Source organism: Saccharothrix lopnurensis (genome assembly GCF_042658445.1).
GTDB classification, from domain to species: domain Bacteria; phylum Actinomycetota; class Actinomycetes; order Mycobacteriales; family Pseudonocardiaceae; genus Actinosynnema; species Actinosynnema lopnurensis.
Genome location: NZ_JBHSQO010000040.1, coordinates 1 through 22,977 on the forward strand (window position 1 = coordinate 1; position 22,977 = coordinate 22,977).

General features: G+C 73.6%; 24 protein-coding genes. 17 read left to right on the plus strand and 7 right to left on the minus strand.

The window, feature by feature from the left end:
- From ACFP3R_RS28430 to ACFP3R_RS28440, 3 genes are all read left to right on the plus strand, one after another.
- A partial coding sequence (locus tag ACFP3R_RS28430; RefSeq protein WP_380640185.1) for an LppU/SCO3897 family protein occupies positions 1-823 on the plus strand: 823 nt, incomplete at its 5' end.
- 56 nt (positions 824-879) lie between these two features.
- Positions 880-1,350 (plus strand): LppU/SCO3897 family protein, encoded by a 471-nt coding sequence (locus ACFP3R_RS28435; RefSeq protein WP_380640187.1) that lies wholly within the window; start codon positions 880-882, stop codon positions 1,348-1,350.
- Positions 1,351-1,422: 72 nt separating this feature from the next.
- Positions 1,423-2,325: an LppU/SCO3897 family protein gene (locus ACFP3R_RS28440; protein WP_380640189.1), complete on the plus strand. Its 903-nt coding sequence runs from the start codon at positions 1,423-1,425 to the stop codon at positions 2,323-2,325.
- Between the two features lie 57 nt (positions 2,326-2,382).
- Here the strand turns inward: ACFP3R_RS28440 and ACFP3R_RS28445 are convergent, their stop codons facing one another.
- A complete protein-coding gene (locus tag ACFP3R_RS28445) occupies positions 2,383-3,282 on the minus strand; it encodes an ABC transporter substrate-binding protein (RefSeq protein WP_380640191.1) in 900 nt (299 codons plus the stop codon).
- A gap of 521 nt (positions 3,283-3,803) precedes the next feature.
- Here ACFP3R_RS28445 and ACFP3R_RS28450 point away from each other — a divergent pair.
- The 4 genes from ACFP3R_RS28450 to ACFP3R_RS28465 are packed head-to-tail and all read left to right on the plus strand — an operon-like array spanning position 3,804 to position 8,941.
- Positions 3,804-7,142: a nitrate- and nitrite sensing domain-containing protein gene (locus tag ACFP3R_RS28450; protein ID WP_380640193.1), complete on the plus strand. Its 3,339-nt coding sequence runs from the start codon at positions 3,804-3,806 to the stop codon at positions 7,140-7,142.
- The gene (locus tag ACFP3R_RS28455; protein ID WP_033432212.1) at positions 7,139-7,558 is read left to right on the plus strand and encodes a roadblock/LC7 domain-containing protein; all 420 of its coding nucleotides are present in this window, start codon (positions 7,139-7,141) and stop codon (positions 7,556-7,558) included. The genes ACFP3R_RS28450 and ACFP3R_RS28455 overlap by 4 nt, the downstream gene beginning before the upstream one ends.
- A 29-nt stretch (positions 7,559-7,587) precedes the next feature.
- Positions 7,588-8,355, plus strand: coding sequence for a DUF742 domain-containing protein (locus ACFP3R_RS28460; RefSeq protein ID WP_380640195.1), 768 nt, complete (start codon positions 7,588-7,590; stop codon positions 8,353-8,355).
- Positions 8,336-8,941, plus strand: a complete 606-nt coding sequence (locus ACFP3R_RS28465; protein WP_380640197.1) for a GTP-binding protein — start codon at positions 8,336-8,338, stop codon at positions 8,939-8,941. Before ACFP3R_RS28460 ends, ACFP3R_RS28465 begins: the two co-directional genes overlap by 20 nt.
- Positions 8,942-9,253: 312 nt before the next feature.
- Here ACFP3R_RS28465 and ACFP3R_RS28470 read toward each other — a convergent pair whose 3' ends face one another.
- On the minus strand, positions 9,254-11,506 hold the full coding sequence (locus ACFP3R_RS28470; protein WP_380640199.1) for a helicase-associated domain-containing protein: 2,253 nt from the start codon (positions 11,504-11,506) through the stop codon (positions 9,254-9,256).
- 368 nt (positions 11,507-11,874) lie between these two features.
- Between ACFP3R_RS28470 and ACFP3R_RS28475 the strand changes: the two genes are divergently transcribed.
- From ACFP3R_RS28475 to ACFP3R_RS28495, 5 genes are all read left to right on the plus strand, one after another.
- A complete protein-coding gene (locus ACFP3R_RS28475) occupies positions 11,875-12,060 on the plus strand; it encodes a hypothetical protein (protein WP_380640202.1) in 186 nt (61 codons plus the stop codon).
- A 110-nt stretch (positions 12,061-12,170) separates the two neighbouring features.
- Positions 12,171-13,556, plus strand: coding sequence for an NAD-dependent malic enzyme (locus ACFP3R_RS28480; RefSeq protein WP_380640204.1), 1,386 nt, complete (start codon positions 12,171-12,173; stop codon positions 13,554-13,556).
- 148 nt (positions 13,557-13,704) lie between these two features.
- The gene (gene moaC / locus ACFP3R_RS28485; protein WP_380640206.1) at positions 13,705-14,178 is read left to right on the plus strand and encodes a cyclic pyranopterin monophosphate synthase MoaC; all 474 of its coding nucleotides are present in this window, start codon (positions 13,705-13,707) and stop codon (positions 14,176-14,178) included.
- Complete coding sequence (locus ACFP3R_RS28490; RefSeq protein ID WP_380640208.1) at positions 14,175-14,657, plus strand: MogA/MoaB family molybdenum cofactor biosynthesis protein; 483 nt, start codon at positions 14,175-14,177, stop codon at positions 14,655-14,657. Before moaC ends, ACFP3R_RS28490 begins: the two co-directional genes overlap by 4 nt.
- Positions 14,654-15,079, plus strand: a complete 426-nt coding sequence (locus ACFP3R_RS28495) for a molybdenum cofactor biosynthesis protein MoaE (protein WP_380640211.1) — start codon at positions 14,654-14,656, stop codon at positions 15,077-15,079. Before ACFP3R_RS28490 ends, ACFP3R_RS28495 begins: the two co-directional genes overlap by 4 nt.
- 180 nt (positions 15,080-15,259) lie before the next feature.
- Here the strand turns inward: ACFP3R_RS28495 and ACFP3R_RS28500 are convergent, their stop codons facing one another.
- The 3 genes from ACFP3R_RS28500 to moaA all read right to left on the minus strand — a co-directional run bounded on the left by ACFP3R_RS28500 (position 15,260) and on the right by moaA (position 17,607).
- Positions 15,260-15,916, minus strand: coding sequence for a transglycosylase family protein (locus ACFP3R_RS28500; RefSeq protein ID WP_380640213.1), 657 nt, complete (start codon positions 15,914-15,916; stop codon positions 15,260-15,262).
- 376 nt (positions 15,917-16,292) lie between these two features.
- Positions 16,293-16,547, minus strand: a complete 255-nt coding sequence (locus tag ACFP3R_RS28505; RefSeq protein ID WP_380640216.1) for a MoaD/ThiS family protein — start codon at positions 16,545-16,547, stop codon at positions 16,293-16,295.
- A 1-nt stretch (position 16,548) separates the two neighbouring features.
- A complete protein-coding gene (gene moaA / locus ACFP3R_RS28510; protein ID WP_380640219.1) occupies positions 16,549-17,607 on the minus strand; it encodes a GTP 3',8-cyclase MoaA in 1,059 nt (352 codons plus the stop codon).
- Positions 17,608-17,722: 115 nt separating this feature from the next.
- Between moaA and ACFP3R_RS28515 the strand changes: the two genes are divergently transcribed.
- From ACFP3R_RS28515 to ACFP3R_RS28530, 4 genes are all read left to right on the plus strand, one after another.
- Positions 17,723-18,187 carry a MarR family winged helix-turn-helix transcriptional regulator gene (locus ACFP3R_RS28515; RefSeq protein WP_380640221.1) on the plus strand — a complete coding sequence of 155 codons (465 nt, stop codon included), beginning with the start codon at positions 17,723-17,725 and terminating at the stop codon, positions 18,185-18,187.
- Positions 18,188-18,205: 18 nt separating this feature from the next.
- Entirely contained in the window at positions 18,206-19,012 is an 807-nt protein-coding gene (locus ACFP3R_RS28520) for an HAD-IIA family hydrolase (RefSeq protein WP_380640223.1), read from the plus strand.
- A gap of 46 nt (positions 19,013-19,058) precedes the next feature.
- Positions 19,059-19,859 carry a maleylpyruvate isomerase family mycothiol-dependent enzyme gene (locus tag ACFP3R_RS28525; protein ID WP_380640226.1) on the plus strand — a complete coding sequence of 267 codons (801 nt, stop codon included), beginning with the start codon at positions 19,059-19,061 and terminating at the stop codon, positions 19,857-19,859.
- A gap of 204 nt (positions 19,860-20,063) precedes the next feature.
- The gene (locus ACFP3R_RS28530) at positions 20,064-20,933 is read left to right on the plus strand and encodes a metallophosphoesterase (protein ID WP_380640229.1); all 870 of its coding nucleotides are present in this window, start codon (positions 20,064-20,066) and stop codon (positions 20,931-20,933) included.
- Positions 20,934-21,024: 91 nt separating this feature from the next.
- Here the strand turns inward: ACFP3R_RS28530 and ACFP3R_RS28535 are convergent, their stop codons facing one another.
- Positions 21,025-21,399 (minus strand): YccF domain-containing protein, encoded by a 375-nt coding sequence (locus ACFP3R_RS28535; protein ID WP_380640231.1) that lies wholly within the window; start codon positions 21,397-21,399, stop codon positions 21,025-21,027.
- A 33-nt stretch (positions 21,400-21,432) separates the two neighbouring features.
- Here ACFP3R_RS28535 and ACFP3R_RS28540 point away from each other — a divergent pair, with 33 nt between their 5' ends.
- Positions 21,433-22,407, plus strand: coding sequence for a Gfo/Idh/MocA family protein (locus tag ACFP3R_RS28540; protein WP_380640234.1), 975 nt, complete (start codon positions 21,433-21,435; stop codon positions 22,405-22,407).
- A gap of 15 nt (positions 22,408-22,422) precedes the next feature.
- On the opposite strand, the gene ACFP3R_RS28545 is transcribed toward ACFP3R_RS28540, so the two are convergent.
- Positions 22,423-22,977 carry a TetR/AcrR family transcriptional regulator gene (locus tag ACFP3R_RS28545; RefSeq protein WP_380640236.1) on the minus strand — a complete coding sequence of 185 codons (555 nt, stop codon included), beginning with the start codon at positions 22,975-22,977 and terminating at the stop codon, positions 22,423-22,425.

The following is a 22,977-nucleotide window of genomic DNA, read 5'->3' on the forward strand; positions in this document are numbered from 1 at the left end:
CACCACCCCCTCCGTGGGGGGCGACGCCGGTGGGGGGGGGGGCCGCGCCCCCCCCGCCGCCGGGGTGGGCGGTTCGGCCGCCGCGGGGCCCGCCGGTGCCGCCGACCCCGGCGCGTCCGGCGGCGGTGTGCCGCCGGCCCGGCCGGTCGGGGAGGTGGAGCCCGGCCCCGGCGCCTCGGTCCCGGGGGTCGCGCCCGCCGACTCGATCGACGACTCCGTGCCCGGCCCGGCCACCCCCGCCCCGCCGACCCCCGCCCAGGCCGCGCCCGCGCCCACCCCCGCCGACCCCGGTTCCGCCGCCACCCCCCGGGCGGGCGACGGCGACGAGCCCTCCGGCAAGGGCCGGAAGCTCCTGATCGTCGCCGCGATCGTCGTGCTGGCCGCCGTGGTCGTCTTCGGCGTGGTCCGGCTGACCGGCGGCGGCTCGACGGAGGCCGGCTCCTGCGTCGACGTCACCTCCGAGTTCGAGGACAACCCCGAGGTCAAGGGCCTCGACTGCGACGACGACCAGGCTTCGTTCAAGATCGGCGCGGTGGTCGAGGGCGTGGACGCCACCTGCCCCGAGGACGGCATCTACTCCGAGGTCGCCGAGGGTGACGGCGGTCGCAAGCTGTGCCTGCTGCCGAACATGGTCGAGGGCGCCTGCTACCGGGCGGAGGAGTCGGGCACCGGGTTCGACAAGTCCGAGTGCGTCGGCCCGGAGACCATCAAGGTCACCAGGGTGATCCAGGGCTCCACCGACCTGGAGGCGTGCCCGGACTCCGCCGGCATGGCCTACCCGGAGCCGGCGGTCACCTACTGCCTGGCGCCGGCCGAGGAGTGAACACGCACGGGTGAACCCGCTCAAGCCGCGCCGCGACCGCGCCGATGCCCCGGATCATGCGGAAGATCCGGTGGGGCATCGGCGCGGTCGCGGTGGTCGTGGCGTTCGCGTTCGTGATGCCGCTGCTCGGCGGTGGTGACGGCGACGCCGCGTCCTCCGGCCCCGTGCCGGGGTCCTGCGGCCGGGTCGAGGGCAACGGGGACGCCGACCGGTACGAGATCGCGGACTGCTCGGCCGACACCGCCGGCGTCAAGGTCGCCAAGATCGTCCCCGAGGCGTCCCGGTGCCCGGCCGGCGCGCCGTACACGACGTTCACCAGCGTGAACACGCTCTGCCTGATCCCCAACTTCGTCGAGGGCTCCTGCTACGTGCGGGACCCCCGCACCGGCCTGCGCAAGGTCGACTGCGCCACGGCCGGCGCGACCCGCGTGCTCAAGGCCGCCGAGGGCGTCGTGAGCTGCGGCGACGACCCCACCGTGCGCTACCCGGAACCCCGGGTCACCTTCTGCCTCAGCCGCCCCCTGTGACGGGCCGCTGATTCGGCTGCGCCGGGGCTTCACCCGGCGGTACGTTCCGCTCGCCTACCGAGAGGAACGCCGGTGACCACGCCCCCGAACCAGCCGCCCCCCGGCCAGCCCCAGGGCTTCCCTCCGCCCGAGCAGCCGGGGTGGGGCCCGCCGTCGCCGCAGGGCTTCCCCGGGCAGCAGCCCGGTCACCCGCCGCCCGACCAGCCCGGCCAGCCCGGTCACCCCCAGGGCTACCCGCCGCCCGCGTACCCGCAGCCCGGCCAGACCGGCTACGCGGCCCCGGACCAGGGCGGTTACCCGCAACCCGGCTACGGCCAGCCCGGTTACGCCCAGCCCGGCTACCCGCAGCACCCCCAGCCCGGCTACGCCCAGCACCCGCAACCCGGCTACCCGCAACCCGGCTACCAGGGCCAGCCCGTCCACCCCCACTACCCGCAGGGCGGCCAGCCGTTCCCGCCGCCCCGCAAGGGCCTCTCCAAGGCCGCGAAAGCGCTGGTCGGCGCGATCGGCCTCGGCGTCGTCGGCATCGTGGTCCTGGGGCTCGTCACCGGCCTCACCGGTCCCGGCGGTGCCGACGCGGGCGACTGCCTGAAGATCAACTCGGCGAGCGTGACCGACTCCGACGTCGAGCAGATCGACTGCGCGTCCCCCGAGGCCGCGTTCAAGGTCGCGGTCCGCCTGGACAGCGGCACCGGCGCCTGCCCGACCGGCGACTACACCGAGTTCTACACCAGCGGCGGCCGCCGCGGCGACGGTTACAAGCTGTGCCTGGTCCTCAACGCCTCGGAGGGGGACTGCTTCAAGCAGGAGGGCACGATTGTCGCGGCCAAAACCACGAAGGTGACGTGCGGTACACCCGATGCTTTCAAGGTCGAGCGGGTGATCGGCAGCAGCGACGAGAACGCGTGCGCGAGCGGTGACACGGCGGTCGTTTACTCCCTCCCGCCGAGCACGATCTGCCTGACGAACGCCTGAATGCGAAAAAAGAGGGGGCCTTCTCGCACTGAAGGCCCCCTTAATGACTCTCCGTCGTTAAGTGGTTCCCGGCGGCAACATGTCGCCGATGTCCAGCCGCTCGGGCAGCACCTCTTCGGTGTCCATCATGTCCGCGACCCGCTGGAGCCGGGCCGGGTTGAGCGACAGCGGGAACGTGCCGACCGACACCAGCGCGGCGGTCTGCTGGTCGACGTCCATGTAGCCGGTCAGGGCGTCCTGCACGGACAGCTTGTCGTTCGACGCCGACTCCTGGGCGTCCCGCAGCACCTGCCGGAACAGGGCCAGCGTGCGCGGGTTGGCGTCGGCGAACTTCTTGCTCGACGCGTAGCCGGACACCGGGAAGTCCTTGGTCGGGCCGATCGCGGTGTCGGCCAGGACGCGGGCGCCCGCGTTGCGCTGCGCCTGCGTGATGAACGGCTCGGTCATCCAGGCCGCGTCCACGGTCCCGGCCCGCATCGCGTCCACCATCTGCTCGAACGGCAGCTCCTGGAGCCGGATGCTCTGCTTCTCCACGCCCGCCGTGCGCAGCATGGTCGTGGTGGTCAGGGCGCCGATGTCGCCGACGGTGTTCACCGCGATGCGCGGCGAGGGCAGCTTGTCCGGGCTGTCGTAGGCGGTGTCCAGGGTGACCAGGGCCATCGTGTTCGACCCCGCCTGGTACGCCTCGCCCTGGAGCTGGAGCTGGGCGCCCTCGGCGTAGGCGCGGAACAGGTTGACGTGGCTGGCCCAGGTGATGTCCAGGGTGGTGTCGAGCTGCTTGATGCCCTCGGCCTCGTCGCTGACCGTCACCAGCTGCACCTGGAGGCCCGACCGCTCGAACAGCTTCTCGTTCAGCGCGAGCCGCAGCGGTGCCACGTCGACCACGGGCAGCACGCCGATGCGCAGCGTGTTGCGCTCCACCTCGGGCTGGTCACCGCTGTCGGTGCCGGGCAGCAATCCGCACGCCGTCAGGGTCGCGGCACACGCGAACAACGCTGCCGCACGTCGCAGAACACGCGCTGGGGTAGGCATGGCACCTCTCGCCTGGATGACCTCGTGCAGCCGGGTCCAATTGATCAACGAATATTTCGACGTACTTGTCGATGTGGGGGATCGTAACCACCCAGAGGTATGAAACGACAGTCCTGCTCGGATACGTTGAGTGCTTCCGGAGTCTTCCCCGGGGCGGGGGTCGCGCACTACGCTCCCGGCCGGGTGGCACAGGTCGTTGCGGACCGTCGTGCCCCCGGGCGGGGGAGGGGTGCCTAGCCGGCACCACCGCTCCTGTGCTGCAATTCTGCCCGATTTCGAAGTCCATGCTTCGGCCCTGGGGAGAGGTCGGGGAACACTGCTGCCGGAAGAGGAAGCCCAGGGTGGCCCGTCGAGAGAGAGGTCCCAGCCAGTCAGGCGTGGGGATTCCACCACGCTCGGAAAGCCCCGGAACGGGTGATGGACTGGCTGCGTTGAGTGATGGAACTGTGACCGAGTCCACGGGTGCCGACCCCAGCACCGACGTGCGCGAGCAGCAGGCCCGCACCGCCGGGTGGCGGCTGCGCAACTGGCGGCTGCCCACCAAGCTGGCGGCCGTCCTGCTCATCCCCACCGTGGCCGCGCTCGCCCTGGGCGGGCTGCGGGTGCAGTCCGACCTCGCCGACGCGACCGAGTTCAACCGGCTGGCCAACCAGATCCAGCTGGAGGCCGCGGTCGCGGACCTGGTGCAGCAGCTCCAGCGCGAGCGGGACCTGAGCACCAGCCACGTGGCCTCCGGCAAGGAGCTCGACCGCGTCGTGCTCGACCGGCAGCTGCGCCGCGTCAACGACGAGATCGACGCCCTCAACGGGCGCATCATGGAGCTCAGCGGGGACCTCCAGGACGACGTCGTCACCCGGTTCAGCCGGGCGTCGGACCAGCTCAACCGGCTCAACAGCCTCCGCAACGCGGTCCGCGACACCCAGTACCCGTCCGACGCGGTGCTGCGCACCTACTCCGAGTCGGTGGAGAGCCTCCTCGACCTCGGCGAGCAGGCCATCGCGGGCATCAACGACCCCGAGCTGGTGCGGCTGCACCTGGCCACCAACGCCATCGCCCGCATCAAGGAGCAGGAGTCGCGCAAGCGCGGCATCATGCTCGACGTCTTCCAACGCGGCACGTTCAGCGCCGGCCAGCAGCGCCAGCTGCTCGCCGCCAACGCCGAGCTGGACGCCGCCCGCAACGACTTCCGCAAGTCCGCGACCCCCGACCAGGCCAAGATCTACGACGACACGGTCACCGGTCTGATCGTCGACACCGCGAACGACATGCAGGAGACGGCGCTCAACCTGGCCGGCGCGGGCCGCAACCTGGAGACGCTGCGCCCGGAGAAGTGGGACATCGCCTCCACCCTGACGGTGAACCTCACCCGGGACGTCGAGGTCCTGCTGCTGGAGCAGCTCCAGGGCCGCACCAACGAGCTGACCGGCGAGGCGCGGGCCGCGGCGTTCCGCGACTCCGGCATCGTGCTCGGCGCGCTGCTGCTGGCCCTGGTCATGGCGCTGTTCGTGGCCCGGTCGATCCTCAACCCGCTGCGCGTGCTGCGCCGCACCGCCCTCCAGGTCGCCGACCGCGGCCTGCCCGAGGCGGTCGGGGCGATCCTGAGGGCCCCGAACCCGGAGCAGGCCGCCAAGACGGCCATCGCGCCGGTGCCGATCACCACCCGCGAGGAGGTCGGCCAGGTCGCGCGGGCGTTCGACGCGGTGCACGGCGAGGCGGTGCGGCTGGCCGCCGAGCAGGCGCTGCTGCGCGACAACGTCAACTCGATGTTCGTCAACCTGTCCCGCCGCTCCCAGGCCCTGGTCGAGCGCCAGCTGAACCTGATCGACCGGCTGGAGCAGGACGAGCAGGACCCCGACCAGCTGGCCAGCCTGTTCGAGCTGGACCACCTGGCCACCCGGATGCGGCGCAACAGCGAGAACCTGCTGGTCCTCTCCGGCACCGACCTGTCGCGCCGGCTCACCCGCCCGGTCCCGGTGGCCGAGGTGCTCGGCGCCGCCGTGTCCGAGGTCGAGCAGTACGCCCGGGTGCAGGTCGGCCAGGCCCCGGAGCTGACCGTCCAGGGCCGCGCGGTCAACGACCTCGTGCACCTGATCGCGGAGCTGCTGGACAACGCCACCGTGTTCTCGGACCCGGTGACCAAGGTCACCGTGCGCACGGCCCGCACCCGCAAGGGCGAGCTGGCCATCGAGATCCAGGACCGCGGCGTCGGCATGGGCGAGCAGGAGATCAACGACGCCAACGAGCGGCTGGCCGACCCGCCGGACGTGGACGTGTCGGTGTCCCGCCGCATGGGCCTGTACGTGGTCGCGCGGCTCGCCAAGCGCCACGACATCCGGGTGCGGCTGCGCCCCAACGAGGACATCGAGGGCGGCACCACCGCGCTCGTGCTGGTGCCCGAGACGCTGGTCCAGCAGCCCGGCGCGCCGATGGAGCCGCCCCCCGCGTTCAGCGGCGGCAACCCGGCGCAGCGCGCGTCCGGCATCGCCGGCGCGTTCGGCCTGGGCGGCTCGACCCGCCCCGACGACGAGCCGAGCTTCCCGAGTTTCCCGAGCCTGCCCCGGGTCGAGGACGAGCAGCCCGCGTTCCCGGTGAGCTTCGTGCGCGGCGAGGGCGAGCACGACGCGGCCCGCCTGCCCGCGTTCGGCGAGGCCCCGGCCGTCGCCCCGGTGGAGGTCCCGGCCGAGACCGCGTCGGAGCTCTCCCAGCCGTGGCTGCCCGCGGCCGGCGAGCGCGACGTGGAGCGCGAGCCGTCCGGGTCGTTCGGCGAGCCGACCCTGTTCACCGCCTACGAGGACCGCGACGAGCGGGACTCGGATCACCAGCACGGGTTCGAGACCACCCAGTTCGCCGCGGCCGTGGACGCGAACTTCACCGCCGACGAGCCGGAGCCCGCGCACCGCAACGGCACCGCGCCCGCCCCGTCCCGGCCGGCCGACGCCGACCTGGACGCGCCCACCGAGCGCCTGCCGATCTACGAGGCGGTCCTGTCGCAGTGGTTCCAGGCCGTGGGCAGCGAGACCTCCGCGGCCGCCGCGCAGGCCGTGCCGACCGCCGCCGTCGAGCCCGCGCCGGGGACGCCGTCCACGCCGCTGCCGAGCCGCCGGTCCAGGGCCGCCCAGGACGGGTCCGCGGACCCGGCGCCGGTCGACTTCGGCGTCGAGGTCGGTCGTGGCGAGTTCGGCCGGATCGACGTGTTCGGGGAGTCCGGCTTCGCCGACCCGGCGATCGGCGACACCTCGTTCGTGGACCCCGGTGACGCGCTGGTGCAGCGCGGCACCCTGGACGTGACCTCGAACGGGAGCGCGAACGGCCTGCCCGGGCGCGAGCCCGAGAACGGCACGCCTACCCTGATCGGGGGAGGGTTGCCCAAGCGGCAGCCCGGCTCGCCCCACAACCTGCCCAAGCGTGCTGCGGAGGTGTCCCGCGTGACCGAGCCCGAGCCGGTCGCCGATCCCGAGCCGGGGGACGCCGAGGCGGTGTGGCAGTCGCCCGCCGACGAGGGTTGGCAGGCGGCGCAGTCCCTGTTGAACAAGGTTCCAGAGAGCACGACACAAGCGGGGTTGCCCAAGCGGGTGCCCAAGGCTCAGCTTGTGCCGGGATCGGCCGCGCCGAAGCCCCAGGCGGCGGAGCGGCAACCGCAGCGGCCCCCGCTGCCACCACGGTCGGCTGACGCGATCCGTGGACGCATGTCGAGTCTTCAGCAGGGCGTCCGTCGAGGGCGACACGCGATGATCGACGCTTACGCTGGTGACATGTCGAGCCGGCAAGACGAGGAGCAGGAGTGACGACCGCAGCTCAGCCAGGAAGCTTTGGTTGGCTTATCACCGACTTCGTGCGCCGGGTGCCCGGTGTAGCGCATTCCGTGGTGGTGTCGGCGGACGGGCTTCTGCTCGCCGGCTCACAGGGGCTGCCCCGAGACCGCGCCGAACAACTGTCCGCCGTGGCCTCCGGCCTGGTCAGCCTCACCCAGGGCGCCGCCCGCTGCTTCGAAGCGGGTGCGGTCAACCAGACGGTGGTCGAGATGGAACGGGGCTACCTGTTCCTGATGTCGATCAGCGACGGGTCGTGCCTGGCCGTGCTGGCGGCGCCCAACTGCGACATCGGTCTGGTCGCCTACGAGATGACGCTGCTGGTCGAGCGCGTGGGCCAGCAGCTGACCCCGGAGCTGCGCGCGCAGCTCCAGGGTGTGGTTCGGCGGTAGTCCTCATGAGATCGTGGGGGTGAGGGTGGATGGCTGAACGATCCGCCGGCGGCCGCCGCTTCGGTAGGAACTTCAACTACCAGGAGTGGGCGGTCGGTGGCTTCCGATTCGCTGAGCCGGATGCCGACCCCGCACAGGACGAGGAAGCCGAGGACGCACCGAACTCGTGGACGGGCCGCCGGGCGGAGCGGGCCCCGGGACCACCACGGGTCGAAGGCACAGGGCAGGGGCAAGGCGACATGTCACAGCGTGAGGTTGACGACTCGTCGTACGACTACGACGACGTCCCCAACCGGTTCGACATCGACGGGTACGGCAGCGGGCTGTTCGGGGGTCCGGGCGCCGACCTGTTCGGTGCCCACGGCCTGCCCGACAGCGTGCCGGAACAGGTGCCCTACACGACCGGGCCGCAGCCGGTCGTGCGACGGCACGAACCCACCCCGGAACCCTCCGAGGAGTCCGGTTCGCTGGTGCGCCCGTACACCCGCACCGGCGGGCGCACCCGTCCCGACTACGACCTCGCCATCGAGGCGCTGGTGTCCACCAGCGAGAAGGGCCTGGACCGGGAGGCGGCGGTGCTGCCGGAACACCGGTCCATCTGCGGGCTGTGCACCGACACCAGGTCGGTGGCCGAGGTCGCCGCACACCTGCGCCTGCCCCTGGGCGTCGTGCGGGTGCTGATCGGCGACATGGCGAGCATGGGTTTGGTTTTGATTCACCAGGGCGGCTTGGTCGTTGGGGACCGGCCTTCCATTGAATTCCTTGAGAGGGTGCTCAGTGGGCTTCGCAGGCTCTAGCCCCAACGCGGCCGAAGGCGCACGGAAGCCGACGACCTCCGCGAAGATCGTGGTGGCCGGCGGCTTCGGCGTGGGCAAGACGACGTTCGTCGGTTCCGTGTCGGAGATCGTTCCGCTGACCACCGAAGCGGTGATGACCGAGGCCAGCGCCGGGGTCGACGACCTCTCGGCCACGCCGAACAAGGTCACGACCACGGTGGCCATGGACTTCGGTCGGGTGTCGCTGGACCAGGACCTGATCCTGTACCTGTTCGGCACGCCCGGCCAGCACCGGTTCTGGTTCATGTGGGACGACCTCGTGCGCGGCGCCATCGGCGCGATCGTGCTGGTCGACACCCGTCGACTGGCCGACGCGTTCGCCTCGATCGACTTCTTCGACGACCGGCAACTGCCGTACGTGGTCGGCGTGAACTGCTTCGACGGGTTGCTGCACCACCGCATCGAGGACGTGCGGGAAGCGCTGACCATCGACCAGTCCGTGCCGATGGTGACGTGCGACGCCCGCAACCGGCAGTCGACGAAGCAGACGCTCATCACGCTGGTGGAGCACGCGATGCGCCAGTGGATGTCGGTGCGCGCGGGCTGACCGCCCCGCGGTCTCCGCGTCGGTGGGCGGCTCCCGCCCACCGACGCGGCCGCCCGCCGCCCTCACCCGGCCGCCGTCTCGCCCTGGCTGCCGCCCCCACTCGGCTGCCGCTTTGACCTGGCTGCCGCCTTCACCGGCTGCTGTCCTCGCCCGGCTGCCGCCTCAGACCCGGCCGGCCCGTGTCCACCGGAGCCCGTGCCCACCCGGTCTCGCCCGCCGCCGGTCTCGCCCGCCGCCGGCGGTCGTCCTCCCCGGCGGTCGTCTTCTTCCGCCCGGCCTCGTCCGCTCGTCTTCTTCCGCTGCCTCAGGCCGTCAGCCGTCGTCGTCCTGGTCCTCGACCAGCGCGGCGGACGTGATGCGGTGCAGCGGGAAGCGGCGCACCTCGCCGTAGCTGACGTCCACGCCCTCCAGCACACCGCCGCCCACCACCTGCGGCGTGATGACGCGGCGGGCGGCCGTGCCGTGGCTGTCGACGAAGTCCACCAGCACGCTGCGGCCCTGCCGGGCGGCCCGCTGGAGCAGGGCGAGCGTCGCGGACGGGCCCGCGCCCAGGTGGCCGGGCACCGACACCCTCGTCCCACCCGCGGTGGTCGCCGCGCGGTCGCCCGCCCGGACCAGGCGGACCAGCTCGTCCAGCTGCTCGTCGGAGGGCACGGCGGGCGGCACGGACCTGCGGCGGCCCTTGCCCGCGATCCGGCGTCCCCGCTCGCGCAGGTCGAGCACGCGGCCGTCCGCGCTCTCGGCGGCGGGCGCGAACCCGGCGGTCCGCAGGGCGTCCAGCACCTCGGCCAGCGGCAGCGGGCTGACCAGCACGGTCGACGCGATCCGGCGCAGCTCCAGCCGTTCGGCGGTCGGGTGCGCCAGCACCTCGGCGATCAGCACCGGGTCGTCGCAGCGCAGGAACGACCCGGCCGCGCCGCCGCGCAGCCTGCCGTGCTTGCGGGCGGTGTCGTCGATCAGGTAGGTCAGCGACTGCGGCACCGGGGTGCGCGACCGCGACCGGAACAGCTCGTGCAGGTCGGCGGCGCTGCGGCCGGCGTCGAACGCCCGGCGCACCGAGCCCTCGTGCACGCGGTAGACGGTGGCGCCGCCCGCCGACTCGACGTCCGCGACCAGGTCGATCTCGTCGGCCAGCTCCGGGTCGAGCCGGCCGGGGGCGACCACGGTCAGGTCGGCCTGCACCAGCACGTGGTCGACGGGGGCGGGCAGCGCGTCGCCGAGGCGCTTGGCGGCCGGGCCGGGGCCCTCGGTGAGCAGGGTGCGGCCCTGGGCGGTGATCGCGTTGAGGGCGAGCACGCCCGTCTGCGTGCCCTCGTCCACGGTCCAGCGGACCAGCTCGTCGCGCAGGCGGCCGCCGCGGCGGGGCGCGCGCCAGGCCAGCACGGCGGCCAGCTCGTCCGGGTCGGTGACGGCGGTGCCCGGGTCGAGGGAGGCCAGGGCCTCCAGCACGCGCCTGCGGTCCCTGGGCGCGGCCGGGCGGTTCAGCTCGGGGGCCAGGGGGTTGAGCAGGCGGTCGCGGTCGTCGCGCTGCCCGATCAGGCCCGGCAGGCGGGGCAGGTCGAGCCACGCCTGGGCGAGCGCGGCCCACCGGTGCTCGGGGGCGGCCACCAGCCAGGCGTCGGCCTGCGTGGTCGGCGCCCACTCCGGCTCGGTGCCCTCGCTGTCGGCGACCAGGCCCGCGTTGACGACCAGTTCGACCAGCAGCGCGGCGCGGCGCTCGTCGGCGTTCACGTCCTTGGCCAGCCGGCGCAGGTCGCGCACGCCGAGGCCGCCGGACCGCAGCACCGGCGGCGGTTCGCCCGACCAGCTCTTGATCAGGATCTCGACGTGGCGCGACAGCTCCAGCGCCACGCCGCCGCCGGTCCGGTCCACGGTGGAGGGCTCGCGGGCGGCGGTGCCCAGCGGCGGCTCGATCACCCGCACGTCGCCCAGCGGCCGGTCGCCGCGCACCTTCAGGCCGATCTCGCGGGGCAGCTCGACGGTCAGCGCGTCCCGCCGGATCAGCAGGCCCCTGGCCAGAAGCTTCTGGATCGGCGTCGTGGCGGTGGCGAGGGAGACGGCGTGGGCGGCGTCCCGGGTCTGCCCGACCGGTGGCCCGGCGGCGAGGGCCCGCAGCACGCGGCGCTCGTCCTCGGGCAGCCCGTCCACCTCGGCGTCGGCCAGGCCCGGCACCGAGCGCCCCAGCCCGCACGGGAAGGCGTTGACCGCGTCCCGGGTGGCCGGGGGCGTGGAGATCGCCCCGTCGTCGCCCCACAGCAGCGCCCGCTCCCGCAGCGCATCGAGGGCGTCCCGCACGTCGACGCCCGCGAACAACGCCTCCAGTTCGGCCACCGCGACCGGCCTCAGGTCCGCGTCCAGCACCAGCAGCGCCTCCAGCACCGTCAGAGTGAACGTGTCGAGGTCCTCGCAGGCGCGCGCCACCGAGGCCCGCGACCCGATGCGGGTGGCGAGCACGGTCGTGTCGGCCGGTGGTGGCGTGGCCAGGTCGGGCCGGGCGCGCAGCAGGGCCACGAGCGCGGTGTCCTCCCGCGCCCGCAGCCACTCGGCAAGGGTGACGCCGGACATCCCCACCACGGTATATGCCTCCCCACCACCCCTCGCACCCCCACCACCACCCGCGCGAGTCGTACCCCCAGCCCCCGCGTGTCGTACGCCCAGACCGCGCGAGTCGTACGTTCCGGACCCCCGTGTCGTACCCCCAGGACCCCCGAGTTCAGTCCTCAGGCCCCCACATCACCGGTCGGGCGGGGTCACGAACACTGAATTCGGGGGTCCTGGACGTACGACTCGCGAGGTCTGGACGTACGACTCGCGCGGGTTAGGTATCGCACACGTGATGCGTCTCTCCGGGGTCGGGCGGGGCGCCGCGGACCGACCGGAACGGTCGGGTGAGGCACACTTGAGCCCGACGCAGGCAACACCGAGGAGGAATCGTGGCCAAGGCCCGCCCCGAGCGCATCGACCCGCACTGGCCGGAGCCGCCGGTGGACGGCAAGCACGCGGTCAGCGAGCTCGCCGCCGAAGTCCAGGGCGCCCTGTCCCCGTTCGGCAAGGTCGCCTTCCCGGTGCCGGTCGAGGAGCTCGGTTACCGGCACCCGGTCACCGAGATCAACCGGTGATCGACCGCTAGCACACGATCGCGCGCGGCGGACGAGCCGCGCGCGTTCCGCAATTCCGCCCGGACTACGCTCGATGGCCTCTTGCGCAGCGCAGTCCTGGGAGGTTCGCCGTGCCGGTCCCCGGCCCTGGTTACTCGATCACCGTCCGCCTGGAGGCCCCGCCGTCGGCGTCCGCCGCGGGCGACCTCGCCTCGGCGGTCGGGCGGGCCGGTGGCGTCATCACCGCGTTCGACGTCGTCGAGTCGCACGCCGACCGGGTGATCGTCGACCTCACCTGCAACTCCCTGTCGGCCAACCACGCCAAGGACATCACCGACACCCTCGGCCTGCTGCCGGGCGTCGCGGTCCGCAAGGTGTCCGACCGGACCTTCCTGGTCCACCTCGGCGGCAAGATCGAGATCTCGTCCAAGGTGCCGCTGCGCAACCGCGACGACCTCTCCCGCGCCTACACCCCCGGTGTGGCCCGCATCTGCCAGGCCATCGCGGAGAACCCCGACGACGCCCGCCGGCTCACCATCAAGCGCAACACCGTCGCCGTGGTCACCGACGGCTCGGCCGTGCTCGGCCTGGGCAACATCGGCCCGGCCGCCGCGCTGCCGGTGATGGAGGGCAAGGCCGCGCTGTTCAAGAAGTTCGCGGGCGTGGACGCCTGGCCGGTGTGCCTGGACACCCAGGACACCGAGGAGATCATCCGCGCGGTCGAGCTGATCGCCCCCGTCTACGGCGGCATCAACCTGGAGGACATCGCCGCGCCCCGCTGCTTCGAGATCGAGGCGCGGCTGCGCGAGAAGCTGGACATCCCGGTCTTCCACGACGACCAGCACGGCACCGCGATCGTCGTGGTCGGCGCCCTGCGCAACGCCCTGCGCGTGGTCGGCAAGCAGCTCGCCGACTGCAAGATCGTGGTCTGCGGCGTGGGCGCGGCGGGCAGCGCGATCATCCGGCTGCTGCTCAAGCAGGGCCCCGGCGACGTGGTCGCGGTCGACGTGGACGGCATCGTGCACCGCGACCGCCCCGGCCTGGACGACAACCTGGCCTCCATCGCCGCCGCCACGAACAGGTCCGGCGTCAGCGGCCGGCTGCACGACGCGCTGGTCGGCGCGGACGTGTTTATCGGCGTGTCGGCCCCGAACCTGTTCGGCGCCGAGCAGGTCGCCACGATGAACGACGACGCGATCGTGTTCGCGCTGGCCAACCCGGACCCGGAGATCGACCCGATGGAGGCGCAGAAGCACGCCGCCATCGTGGCCACCGGGCGCAGCGACTTCCCGAACCAGATCAACAACGTGCTGGCGTTCCCCGGCGTGTTCCGGGGCCTGCTGGACGCCAACGCGCACACCATCACCGACTCGATGCTGCTGGCCGCGGCGACCGCCATCGCGGACGTGGTGGACGGCGACCGGCTCAACGCCTCGTTCATCGTGCCCAGCGTGTTCGACACCACGGTGGCCCCGGCGGTGGCCGAGGCGGTGCGCAAGGCCGCGACCGGAGCCTGAAGCCGGGAGGGCCGGGAGGGCCCGGGAGGGCCGGGAGGGCCGGGAGGGGCGCGAAGGGCGAGCGGGGGAGTGAGGGCCGGGCGGGCCGGGCCGGCCGGACAAGGGCGCGACGGGTCCGGCGGGGCGGGCGCGGCCTAGCATCGCCGGTATGAGCGAGCACCTCACCCACGTGGACCGCGCGGGCGCGGCGCGCATGGTCGACGTCTCCGGCAAGGAGCCGACCACGCGCACCGCGGTCGCCTCCGGCGTGCTGCGCACGACGGAGCAGGTGGTGGCGCTGCTGGGCAGCGCCGGCCTGCCCAAGGGCGACGCGCTGGCCACCGCCCGCATCGCCGGGATCATGGCCGCGAAGCGCACCTGGGAGCTGGTGCCGCTGTGCCACCCGATCGCGCTGTCGGGGGTGGAGGTGGGCCTGGAGCTGGGCGGGGCGGAGGTGCGCATCACGGCGACCGTCCGCACCACCGACCGCACCGGCGTGGAGATGGAGGCGCTGACCGCGGTGTCGGTGGCGGGCCTGACCCTGCACGACATGGTCAAGGCGGTCGACCCGGCGGCGCAGCTGGACGCCGTGCGGGTGGAGCGCAAGGAGGGCGGCAAGACCGGTCTGTGGGAGCGCCCGTGAGCGCCCCGAGGACGGCGCGGGTCATCACGGCGTCCAACCGGGCGTCGGCCGGGGTCTACGAGGACCGCTCGGGTCCGGTGATCGTGGCGTGGCTGCGGGAGCGCTCCTACGAGGTGCCGGACGCGGTGGTGGTGCCCGACGGCGAGCCGGTGGCCGAGGCGCTGCGGCGGGCCGTCGCGGACGGCGTGGCGGTGGTGGTCACCACCGGCGGCACGGGTGTCAGCCCGACCGACCGCACGCCGGAGGCCACGCGCTCGGTGCTGGACCGCGAGGTGCCGGGGGTGGCCGACGCGATCCGCCTGTCGGCGTGGCCGCGCGTGCCCACGGCCGTGCTGTCGCGCGGGCTGGCGGGGGTCGCGGGCCGCACGTTCGTCGTCAACCTGCCGGGGTCGACCGGTGGGGTGCGCGACGGCCTGGAGGTGCTCGCGGCGGTGCTGGAGCACGCGGTCGACCAGCTGGCCGGGGGTGATCACGCGTGACCGCGGTGCTGCGCGCGACCGTCAGCGACGAGCCGCTGTCGGTGGCCGAGCACGCCGCGCTGGTGGAGCACGCCGCCGCCGGGGCGGTGGTGACCTTCGCCGGGGTGGTCCGCGACCACGACGGCGGCCGGTCGGTGCGGGAACTGGAGTACGTGGGCCACCCGACGGCCGCCGGGGTGGTGGCCGAGGTGGTGGCGGACGTGGTGGCGCGGTTCGACGGGGTGCGCGCGGTGGCCGTGTCGCACCGGGTCGGGGCGCTGGGGATCGGGGACGTGGCGCTGGCGTGCGCGGTGTCGGCCGATCACCGCCGCGCGGCGTTCGACGTGTGCTCGGAGCTGGTCGACGAGGTGAAGCGCCGGCTGCCGGTGTGGAAGCGGCAGGTGTTCGCCGACGGCGGCGACGAGTGGGTCAACATGCCCTGAGCGGTCCGCCGGCGAGCCGGAGGACGCCGGAGGGCGGGGGGAGGCCGAACGGGGCTCCGGGCGGTCGTGCGGGCGGCTGGGGGAGCCGTGGGGCCCGGAACGGGTCCGGGACCCGACCGCCGAGGGGAAGGCGGTCGGGTCCCGTGCCGGCTCACGCCGACCGGATCACCCGGTCGAGGATCACTTGGTGGCGATCTTCATGCCCGGCATGATGAGGTCCGGGTTCGGGATGAAGTCCTTGTTCAGCTGGTGCAGCGCGGTCCAGCCGCCGTCGACCTTCAGCTCGTCCGCGATCTTGGACAGGGTGTCGCCCGCCTTGATCTCGTAGTCGCCCTCGGGGTTGCTGCTCGGCAGCGCCACCACGACGGGGGCGGGGGCGGCCTGCTGGACCGGCGCCGGGGCCTGCCGGGGCTGCTGCTGCACCGGCGCCTGCTGGACCGGGGCCTGGCGGGCCGGGGCCGGGGCGGCACCGCCGCCGAGGCCCTTGGGGCCGCAGACGGGCCAGGCGCCGATGCCCTGCGTGCGCAGGACGTTCTCCGCCACGCGGATCTGCTCCGCGCGGGAAGCCTGGTGGGGCATACCGCTGCCACCGTTGGCGGTCCACGTGGACGGCAGGAACTGGAGGCCGCCGTAGTAGCCGTTGCCGGTGTTGATGCTCCAGTTGCCACCGCTCTCGCACGCCGCGACCGCGTCCCAGTTGACGCTCTGGGCGTTCGCGGTGCCGGCGGCCAGGCCCAGCGGGGCGCCGACGATGACGCCGGCGACGGCGACCTTGGCGATGCCGCGGGCCGCGGAGCTGGTGGTGGTCGGGCGGTGCTTGCCTCGGTAAGAGAACATTTCCCTCTCAGCCCGTCCGCACCTGCTCAGGCGGTCCGGGTTCGGGGCCCGGGGATCGCCCAGCTTTCCTGTCCGGCGGATTTCTCTCGCTCGGGGGTGTGCCCGGGGCCGTTGGACAGGTTCGGTGCGTGGCGTCCGGGTCGTGCTGCGGTCGGTCGGGGCCAACCGAGGAGCGACGGTACGTAACCGGGAGAGCTCGCGCCAAACGAACTGCTGTGTGATCGACATCACGGTAACGCCATGGGGTGACTCCTCGACCATGGCGTTTAGCCAGGTCAGAGCACCGTTACCGGTCTGTTTCCGTTCCGAGATCGGTCGAAATAAATCACGTTAAGTGAGGTCTGGCTCACGTGTTAACCCGTCCGAGGCGGTGCTGTCAGCCCCCGGCGAAGGGTGGCAACACGTCCAGTTGTGACCCGGACCACACCGTCGTGTCGTGGTCGCGGACCGCGATCCCGTCCAGCAGGAAGCTGCACGCGGGCAGCACCCGGGTCGCCCGGTCGCCGTGCCGCTCCCGCACCGCCGCGAGCACCGCGGCCACCGTCGGGGCCTCGCCGGGCAGCTCGAAGCTCTCGTCCGCCACACCCACGGCCGCCCGCGCGCCCGCGAAGTACCGCACCGTCAGCCGCACGTCATCCCCCGATCGCGCTCATGGGCCGGTCGGGCTGGCTGAACCCGGCCGAGTTGATGCCGTGCCCGGCCGCCTTCGCCCACGAGTTCCCGCGCCACCGGTCCGCGACCTCCTCGTCGCCCGCGCCGCCGCGCAGCAGGGCCCGCAGGTCCGTCTCGGACCGGCTGAACAGGCAGTTGCGCACCTGGCCGTCGGCGGTCAGCCGGGTCCGGTCGCACGCCGCGCAGAACGGCCGCGTCACCGAGGCGATCACGCCGACCACGGCCGGCCCGCCGTCCACCAGCCACCGCTCGGCGGGCGCGCCGCCCCGCTCGCCCGGCTCCGGCGTCAGCGGGAACTCCGAGCGCAGCGCCGCCAGGACCTCCTCGGCGGTCACCATGCCGTCCCGGTCCCAGCCGTGCTGCGGGTCCAGCGGCATCTGCTCGATGAACCGCAGCTGGTAGCCGTGCTCCAGGCAGAACCGCAGCAGCGGCACGGCCTCGTCCTCGTTCACCCCGCGCATCAGCACCGAGTTCACCTTGACCGGGGACAACCCGGCCTCCCGGGCCGCCGCCAGGCCGGCGAACACGTCGCCCAGCCGGTCGCGCCTGGTCAGCTCCCGGAACCGCGCCGGGTCGAGGGTGTCGAGCGAGACGTTCACCCGGTCGAGGCCCGCCGCGACCAGACCGGCGGCCCGCTTCGCCAAGGTCAACCCGTTCGTGGTCATCGAGATCCGCGGCCGGGGCGCCAGCGCCGCCGTGGCGGCCACCACGGCGTCCAGGTTCGGCCGCAGCAGCGGCTCGCCGCCGGTGAACCGGACGTCGGTCACGCCCAGCCGGGTCACCGCGATGCCGATCAGCCGGACCAGCTCCTCGTCGGTGAGCAGGTCGGGCTTCGGCAGCCAGTCCAGGCCCTCGGCGGGCATGCAGTAGGTGCAGCGGAGGTTGCAGCGGTCGGTCAGCGAGACGCGCAGGTCGGTCGCGACCCGGCCGAACCGGTCGACCAGCAGCGGTGAGCCCGGACGTGCCGGGGCGTCCGGGGTGGCGCGCACGACGGGGATGCCCAACTCCACGGCTGTCACCCGCCCCAGGGTAATCGGCCCGCACCGGCGGTCACCGGAAAAAGCGCGGCCGGCGGCGCTCCGGGGCCCGGACGACCGTGCCTGGAACGGCCTCCCGGCCGCTAAATTGCTCGTCATGACCAGGGAGCACGACGTCCCCGCCGACGAGCTGGAGCGGTTCGGCGCCTACGCGCGGGAGACCAGCGCGCTCACCGTCGCGCTGCACAGCCGGGTCGCCGAGCGGATGGGCTTGTCGCCGACCGACGGCAGGTGCCTCGCCCTCGCCGCGCGCGCCGAGGGACCCGTCACCGCGGGCCGGATCGCCGAGCTGTCCGGGCTGTCCACCGGCGCGGTCACCGGCGTGATCGACCGGCTGGAGCGCGCCGGCTACGTCCGCCGCGTGCGCGACCCGCACGACCGCCGCAAGGTGCTCGTCGAGGTCGCCACCGGGGACGGCGACCGGTTCTCCCCCCTGGTCGAGGGCGCGCGGCAGGCGCTGCGCGAGGTGCTGTCGCGGTTCAGCCCGGAGGAGCGCGCCGTGCTGGAGCGGTACCACCGGGCCTCCATCGAGGCGTTCCGGCAGCGCGTGGTCGACACCTGAGCCGGCAGCATGTCGCCCATGGCCGCTCAGTGGAACTACCTGATGGACATGGACGGCGTGCTCGTGCACGAGGAGCACCCGATCCCCGGCGCGGGGGAGTTCGTGGCCGAGCTGACCGCGAACGCCATCCCGTTCCTGGTGCTCACGAACAACTCCATCTACACGCCGCGGGACCTGCGCGCCCGGCTGTCCCGGACCGGCCTGGAGGTGCCGGAGGCGGCCATCTGGACCTCCGCGCTGGCCACCGCGCGGTTCCTGGACTCGCAGCGGCCAGGCGGTTCGGCGTTCGTGATCGGCGAGGCCGGCCTGACCACCGCGCTGCACGAGATCGGCTACGTGCTGACCGACCGCGACCCGGACTACGTGGTGCTCGGCGAGACCCGCACCTACAGCTTCACCGCGATCACCAAGGCGATCCGGCTGGTGGAGGAGGGCGCGCGGTTCATCGCCACCAACCCGGACGCCACCGGCCCGTCGCGCGAGGGCTCGCTGCCCGCGACCGGCGCCGTGGCCGCGCTGATCGAGCGGGCGACCGGGCGCGAGCCGTACTACGTGGGCAAGCCCAACCCGCTGATGATGAGGTCGGCGCTGCGGGCGCTGGGCGCGCACTCGGAGAACACCCTGATGATCGGCGACCGGATGGACACCGACGTGCGCTCGGGCCTGGAGGCGGGGCTGCGCACGATCCTGGTGCTCTCCGGCATCTCCGCGGAGTCGACGGCCGAGCTGTACCCGTTCCGGCCGACGCGGGTGGTCAAGTCGATCGCGGACCTGGTCGGCCACTCGTCCGACCCGTTCCCGGGGGACGAGCCGAACCCGGTGTGAGCCGCGGCCCCCCGGATGTGTCGTACCCCCGCGCTAGCGTGCCGGCATGGCTGTCGACCACATCGCCGTCGCCGAGTTCTACAGCGGGGCGTTCACCGGGATCGTGACCGGCAACGCGGGCGTGCCCGTGCCGAGCTGTCCGGGGTGGACGGTGGACGACCTGGTGGCGCACCTGGCCGAGGTGCAGTCGTGGTGGACGCTCGTGCTGCCGGCCCGGGGCGGGGTGCCGGACGACGAGGTGGCGCGGCGGGCCGCCGACCCGGGGCCCGACCGCGTCGGGGGGTGGCGGGAGATCAGCGCCCGGTACCTGGCGGCGCAGCGGGAGTGCCCGCCGGACGCGCCGGTGTGGGTGTGGTGGAACGACGAGGAGCGCGCCACGGCGGCGGACGTGGCCTCGCGGCAGGCGCACGAGGCGGTGGTGCACTGCTGGGACGCGGGGAACGCGGTGGGGCGTCCCGAGCCGATCCCGGCGGAGCTGGCGGCGGACGGGGTGGGCGAGTTCCTGGACCGGTTCCTGCACGGGCCGGAGTGGGTGCGCGGGCCGCTGGTGGTGGAGCTGGTGGCGACCGACACGGGTGACCGGTGGCTCGTCGGCGCGGAGGGCGCGGGCGGGGTGGGCGGCGGTGCCGGCGGGGTGGCCGGTGCCGGTGGGGTGAGCGGTGCCGCCGGGGTGGCCGGTGCGGGCAAGCCTCGGCGGGTGGTCGCGGGGGAGCCGGGCGCGCGGGTGTCCGGCACGGCCGAGCAGCTCTACCTGGTGCTGTGGCGGCGCGCGGCGCGGGAGGAGGTGACCGTGACGGGTGATGAGGCCGGGGTGGAGGCGCTGCTGGCCTGGCCGCGGCTGGACTGAGCGGTCCGGGGGGAACCGGGCGTCCGGGCGGTCCGGATCGGGGTCGTGGCGGGGGGCGGTGAACGCGGGGCGGAGTCGTGGCGTCACGGCGCGCCACCGCGCGCTCACCCCGGTGGGGGAGGGCGGGCGGGCGGCCCGAAGTTCCCCGGCCGGCCGCTGATCGACTTGTGGGCAGCCTTCCCGCGCGTCGCTTATCGTCACGGTGTGGAACGACCGCTCTTCGTGGTCGGCGACGTGCACGGGCACCTCGCCGAGCTGACCCGCGCCCTGCACACCTCGGGCCTGGTCGACGCCGACGGCACCTGGTCCGGCGGTGAGGCGGAGCTGTGGTTCCTCGGCGACTTCGTCGACCGCGGCCCCGACGGCATCGGGGTGATCGAGTTCGTGATGCGCCTGGCCGAGCAGAGCGGCGGCCGGGTCGACGCGCTGGTCGGCAACCACGAGGTGCTGCTGCTGGGCATGCACCGCTTCGGCGACGAGAACGTGCCGGGCGCCCCGACCCCGCGCAGCTTCGCCCGCAGCTGGCTGCTCAACGGCGGCCTGCGCAGCGACCAGGACCGCCTCACCGACGAGCACATCGACTGGCTCACCACCCGCCGGGTGCTGGCCGAGGTCGACGGGCACCTGCTGATGCACTCCGACACCCTCGCCTACCTGGAGTGGGGCGGGACCATCGACGAGGTCAACCGGGCCGTCCGGGACGTGCTGCGGGGCGACGACCTCGAACAGTGGTGGGAGTGCTGGCGCAAGATGACCACCCGCTACGCCTTCCGCGGCCCGGAGGGGCCCGCCGTGGCCACCGAGCTGCTGGAGGTGCTGGGCGGGCGCGAGGTGGTGCACGGCCACAGCGTGATCGCCGACCAGCTGGGCGTGCCGCCGCAGCAGATCGACGGGCCGTTGCGCTACGCCGACGACAAGGTGCTGGCCGTCGACGCGGGCCTGTACAGCGGCGGGCCGTGCCTGGTGGTCCGGCTGGACGACGCGGGACCGGCCGACGGGCAGGCCGACGACCCGGCCGCCGGGGATCAGGCCAAGGGGGATCAGGCCAAGGGGGATCAGGCCGCCGGGGATTAGGCCGCCGGGGATTAGGCCGCCGGGGATCAGGCCGCCGGGGATCAGGCCGCCGGGGATCAGGCCGCCGACCGGCCCGACTAGCGCGCGCCGCCTAGGGCGCCGGGACGATCTCCTTGCCGAGCGGCACCAGCGACACCGGCACGAGCTTGAAGTTCGCGATGCCCAGCGGGATGCCGATGATCGTCACGCACAGCGCGATCCCGGTCACCACGTGCCCGATGGCCAGCCAGATGCCCGCCACGAGGATCCAGATGACGTTGCCGATGAGCGACGGCGTCCCCGAGCCGGGCCGGTCCACGACGGTGCGCCCGAACGGCCACAGCGCGTAGTTGGCGATGCGGAACGACGCCAGCCCCCACGGGATGGTGATGATGAGCACGCAGCACACGATGCCCGCGAGCACGTACCCGACGGCCAGCCAGAAGCCGCTGAGCACCAGCCAGATCACGTTCAGGATGAGCCTCACCCCGTCCATCCTGCCCGATTAAGCTGCGTGCTCGTGGTGAACAAACTCCGCTGGGGCGTCGTGGCTACGGGCGGCATCGCCGATGTCGTCACCGGCGACCTCCGCCTGCTGCCCGACGTCGACGTGCTCGCCGTGTCGTCCCGCGCGCTGCCCAAGGCCGAGGAGTTCGCGGCCAAGCACGGCATCGCCCGCCCCTACGGCGACTACCGCGACCTGCTCGCGGACCCCGACGTGGACGTGGTCTACGTCGCCACGCCGCACGTCCAGCACCACGAGGTGACGCGGGCCGCGCTGGAGGCCGGCAAGCACGTGCTGTGCGAGAAGCCCGCCACGCTGACCCCGGCGGCGCTGCGGGACGTGGTGGACCTGGCCCGCGAGCGCGGCCTGTTCCTGATGGAGGCCATCTGGACCCGGTTCAACCCGCTGATCGTCGAGCTGGGCGAGCTGGTCCGGGCCGGTGTGATCGGCGAGGTCAGGTCCGTCCGGGCCGACTTCGGCTTCCCGCTGCCGCACGACCCGGCGCACCGCCTGTGGAACCGGGAGCTGGGCGGCGGGTCGCTGTTCGACCTGGGCATCTACCCGGTGTCGTTCGCGCACCTGCTGCTGGGCGAACCGGACGTCGTCCACGCGCACGGCTCGCTGGTCGGCGGCGTGGACGCGGAGATCGGCGTGCTGCTCGGCTACGAGGGCGGCGCGCACGCGCTCGTCGGGTCGTCGCTGCGCAGCCCCCTCAAGGACGGCGCGGTCGTGTACGGCACGGAGGGCCTCGTGGAGCTGCCGGAGGCGCTCTACAACCCGAGCCGCATGATCGTCAACGGGGTGGAGCGCCGGCACGAGCAGGAGGGCGCGGGTTACGTGCCGCAGCTGCGCGAGGTCGTGCGGCGGGTGCGGGCGGGGGAGACGGAGAGCCCGTCGATGACGCTGGACGAGTCGCTGGCGATCATGCGGACCCTCACCAGGGCGGCCGAGCAGGTCGGCGTGGACTACGCGGGCGTGGAGGCCGGCTGAGCCTGCCCCGGGGCTTCACCGCCCCGGGCACGGCGGCAGCAGGGCCAGCGTCACCAGCACCACCGCCTCCACGCTCCGGCCGCCCGGCGTCAGCAGGTGGCTCAGCGCCACCCGCACGGCGGTCTCCGCGATCAGCTGCGCCCGGTCCGCCGCCAACCCGGGCCAGCCGGCGCTGACGTGCTGCGCGAACACCGCCGTCGCCAGGGCCAGCACCGGCCGGCCCTTGGTGGTCAGGAACGGCAGCATGTCCTCGGCGTTCGCCCCGGTGAGCACCGACCTCGCCAGCGCGTCCCGCCCGGCCAGGTCGAACGCGAACGTGATCGCCCGCCGCAGGCCGTCGACCGGGTCGGCGGCCGACCCGAGCCGTTCGCGCACGCCGTCCAGGAACTCCGCCGTCTTGTGCAGGGCGACCGCCTGGACGAGCCGCTCCTTGTTGCCGAACTCGTTGTAGACGGTCTGCCGGCTCACGCCCGCCCTCGTGGCGACGTCCACCATCCGCAGACCGCGGGAACCGTGCTCGGCGACGAGGTCCGCGGCCGCCTCCAGCAGGGACCGGGTGAGTTCCGTCAC

Coding starts and splice junctions, on each gene's coding strand:
- ACFP3R_RS28520 (WP_380640223.1), top strand. CDS start 18,206: ATGGCCGCTCAGTGGAACTACCTGATGGACATGGACGGCGTGCTCGTG.
- ACFP3R_RS28460 (WP_380640195.1), top strand. CDS start 7,588: ATGGCTGAACGATCCGCCGGCGGCCGCCGCTTCGGTAGGAACTTCAAC.
- ACFP3R_RS28525 (WP_380640226.1), top strand. CDS start 19,059: ATGGCTGTCGACCACATCGCCGTCGCCGAGTTCTACAGCGGGGCGTTC.
- ACFP3R_RS28515 (WP_380640221.1), top strand. CDS start 17,723: ATGACCAGGGAGCACGACGTCCCCGCCGACGAGCTGGAGCGGTTCGGC.
- ACFP3R_RS28470 (WP_380640199.1), bottom strand. CDS start 11,506: ATGTCCGGCGTCACCCTTGCCGAGTGGCTGCGGGCGCGGGAGGACACC.
- moaC (WP_380640206.1), top strand. CDS start 13,705: ATGAGCGAGCACCTCACCCACGTGGACCGCGCGGGCGCGGCGCGCATG.
- ACFP3R_RS28500 (WP_380640213.1), bottom strand. CDS start 15,916: ATGTTCTCTTACCGAGGCAAGCACCGCCCGACCACCACCAGCTCCGCG.
- ACFP3R_RS28435 (WP_380640187.1), top strand. CDS start 880: ATGCGGAAGATCCGGTGGGGCATCGGCGCGGTCGCGGTGGTCGTGGCG.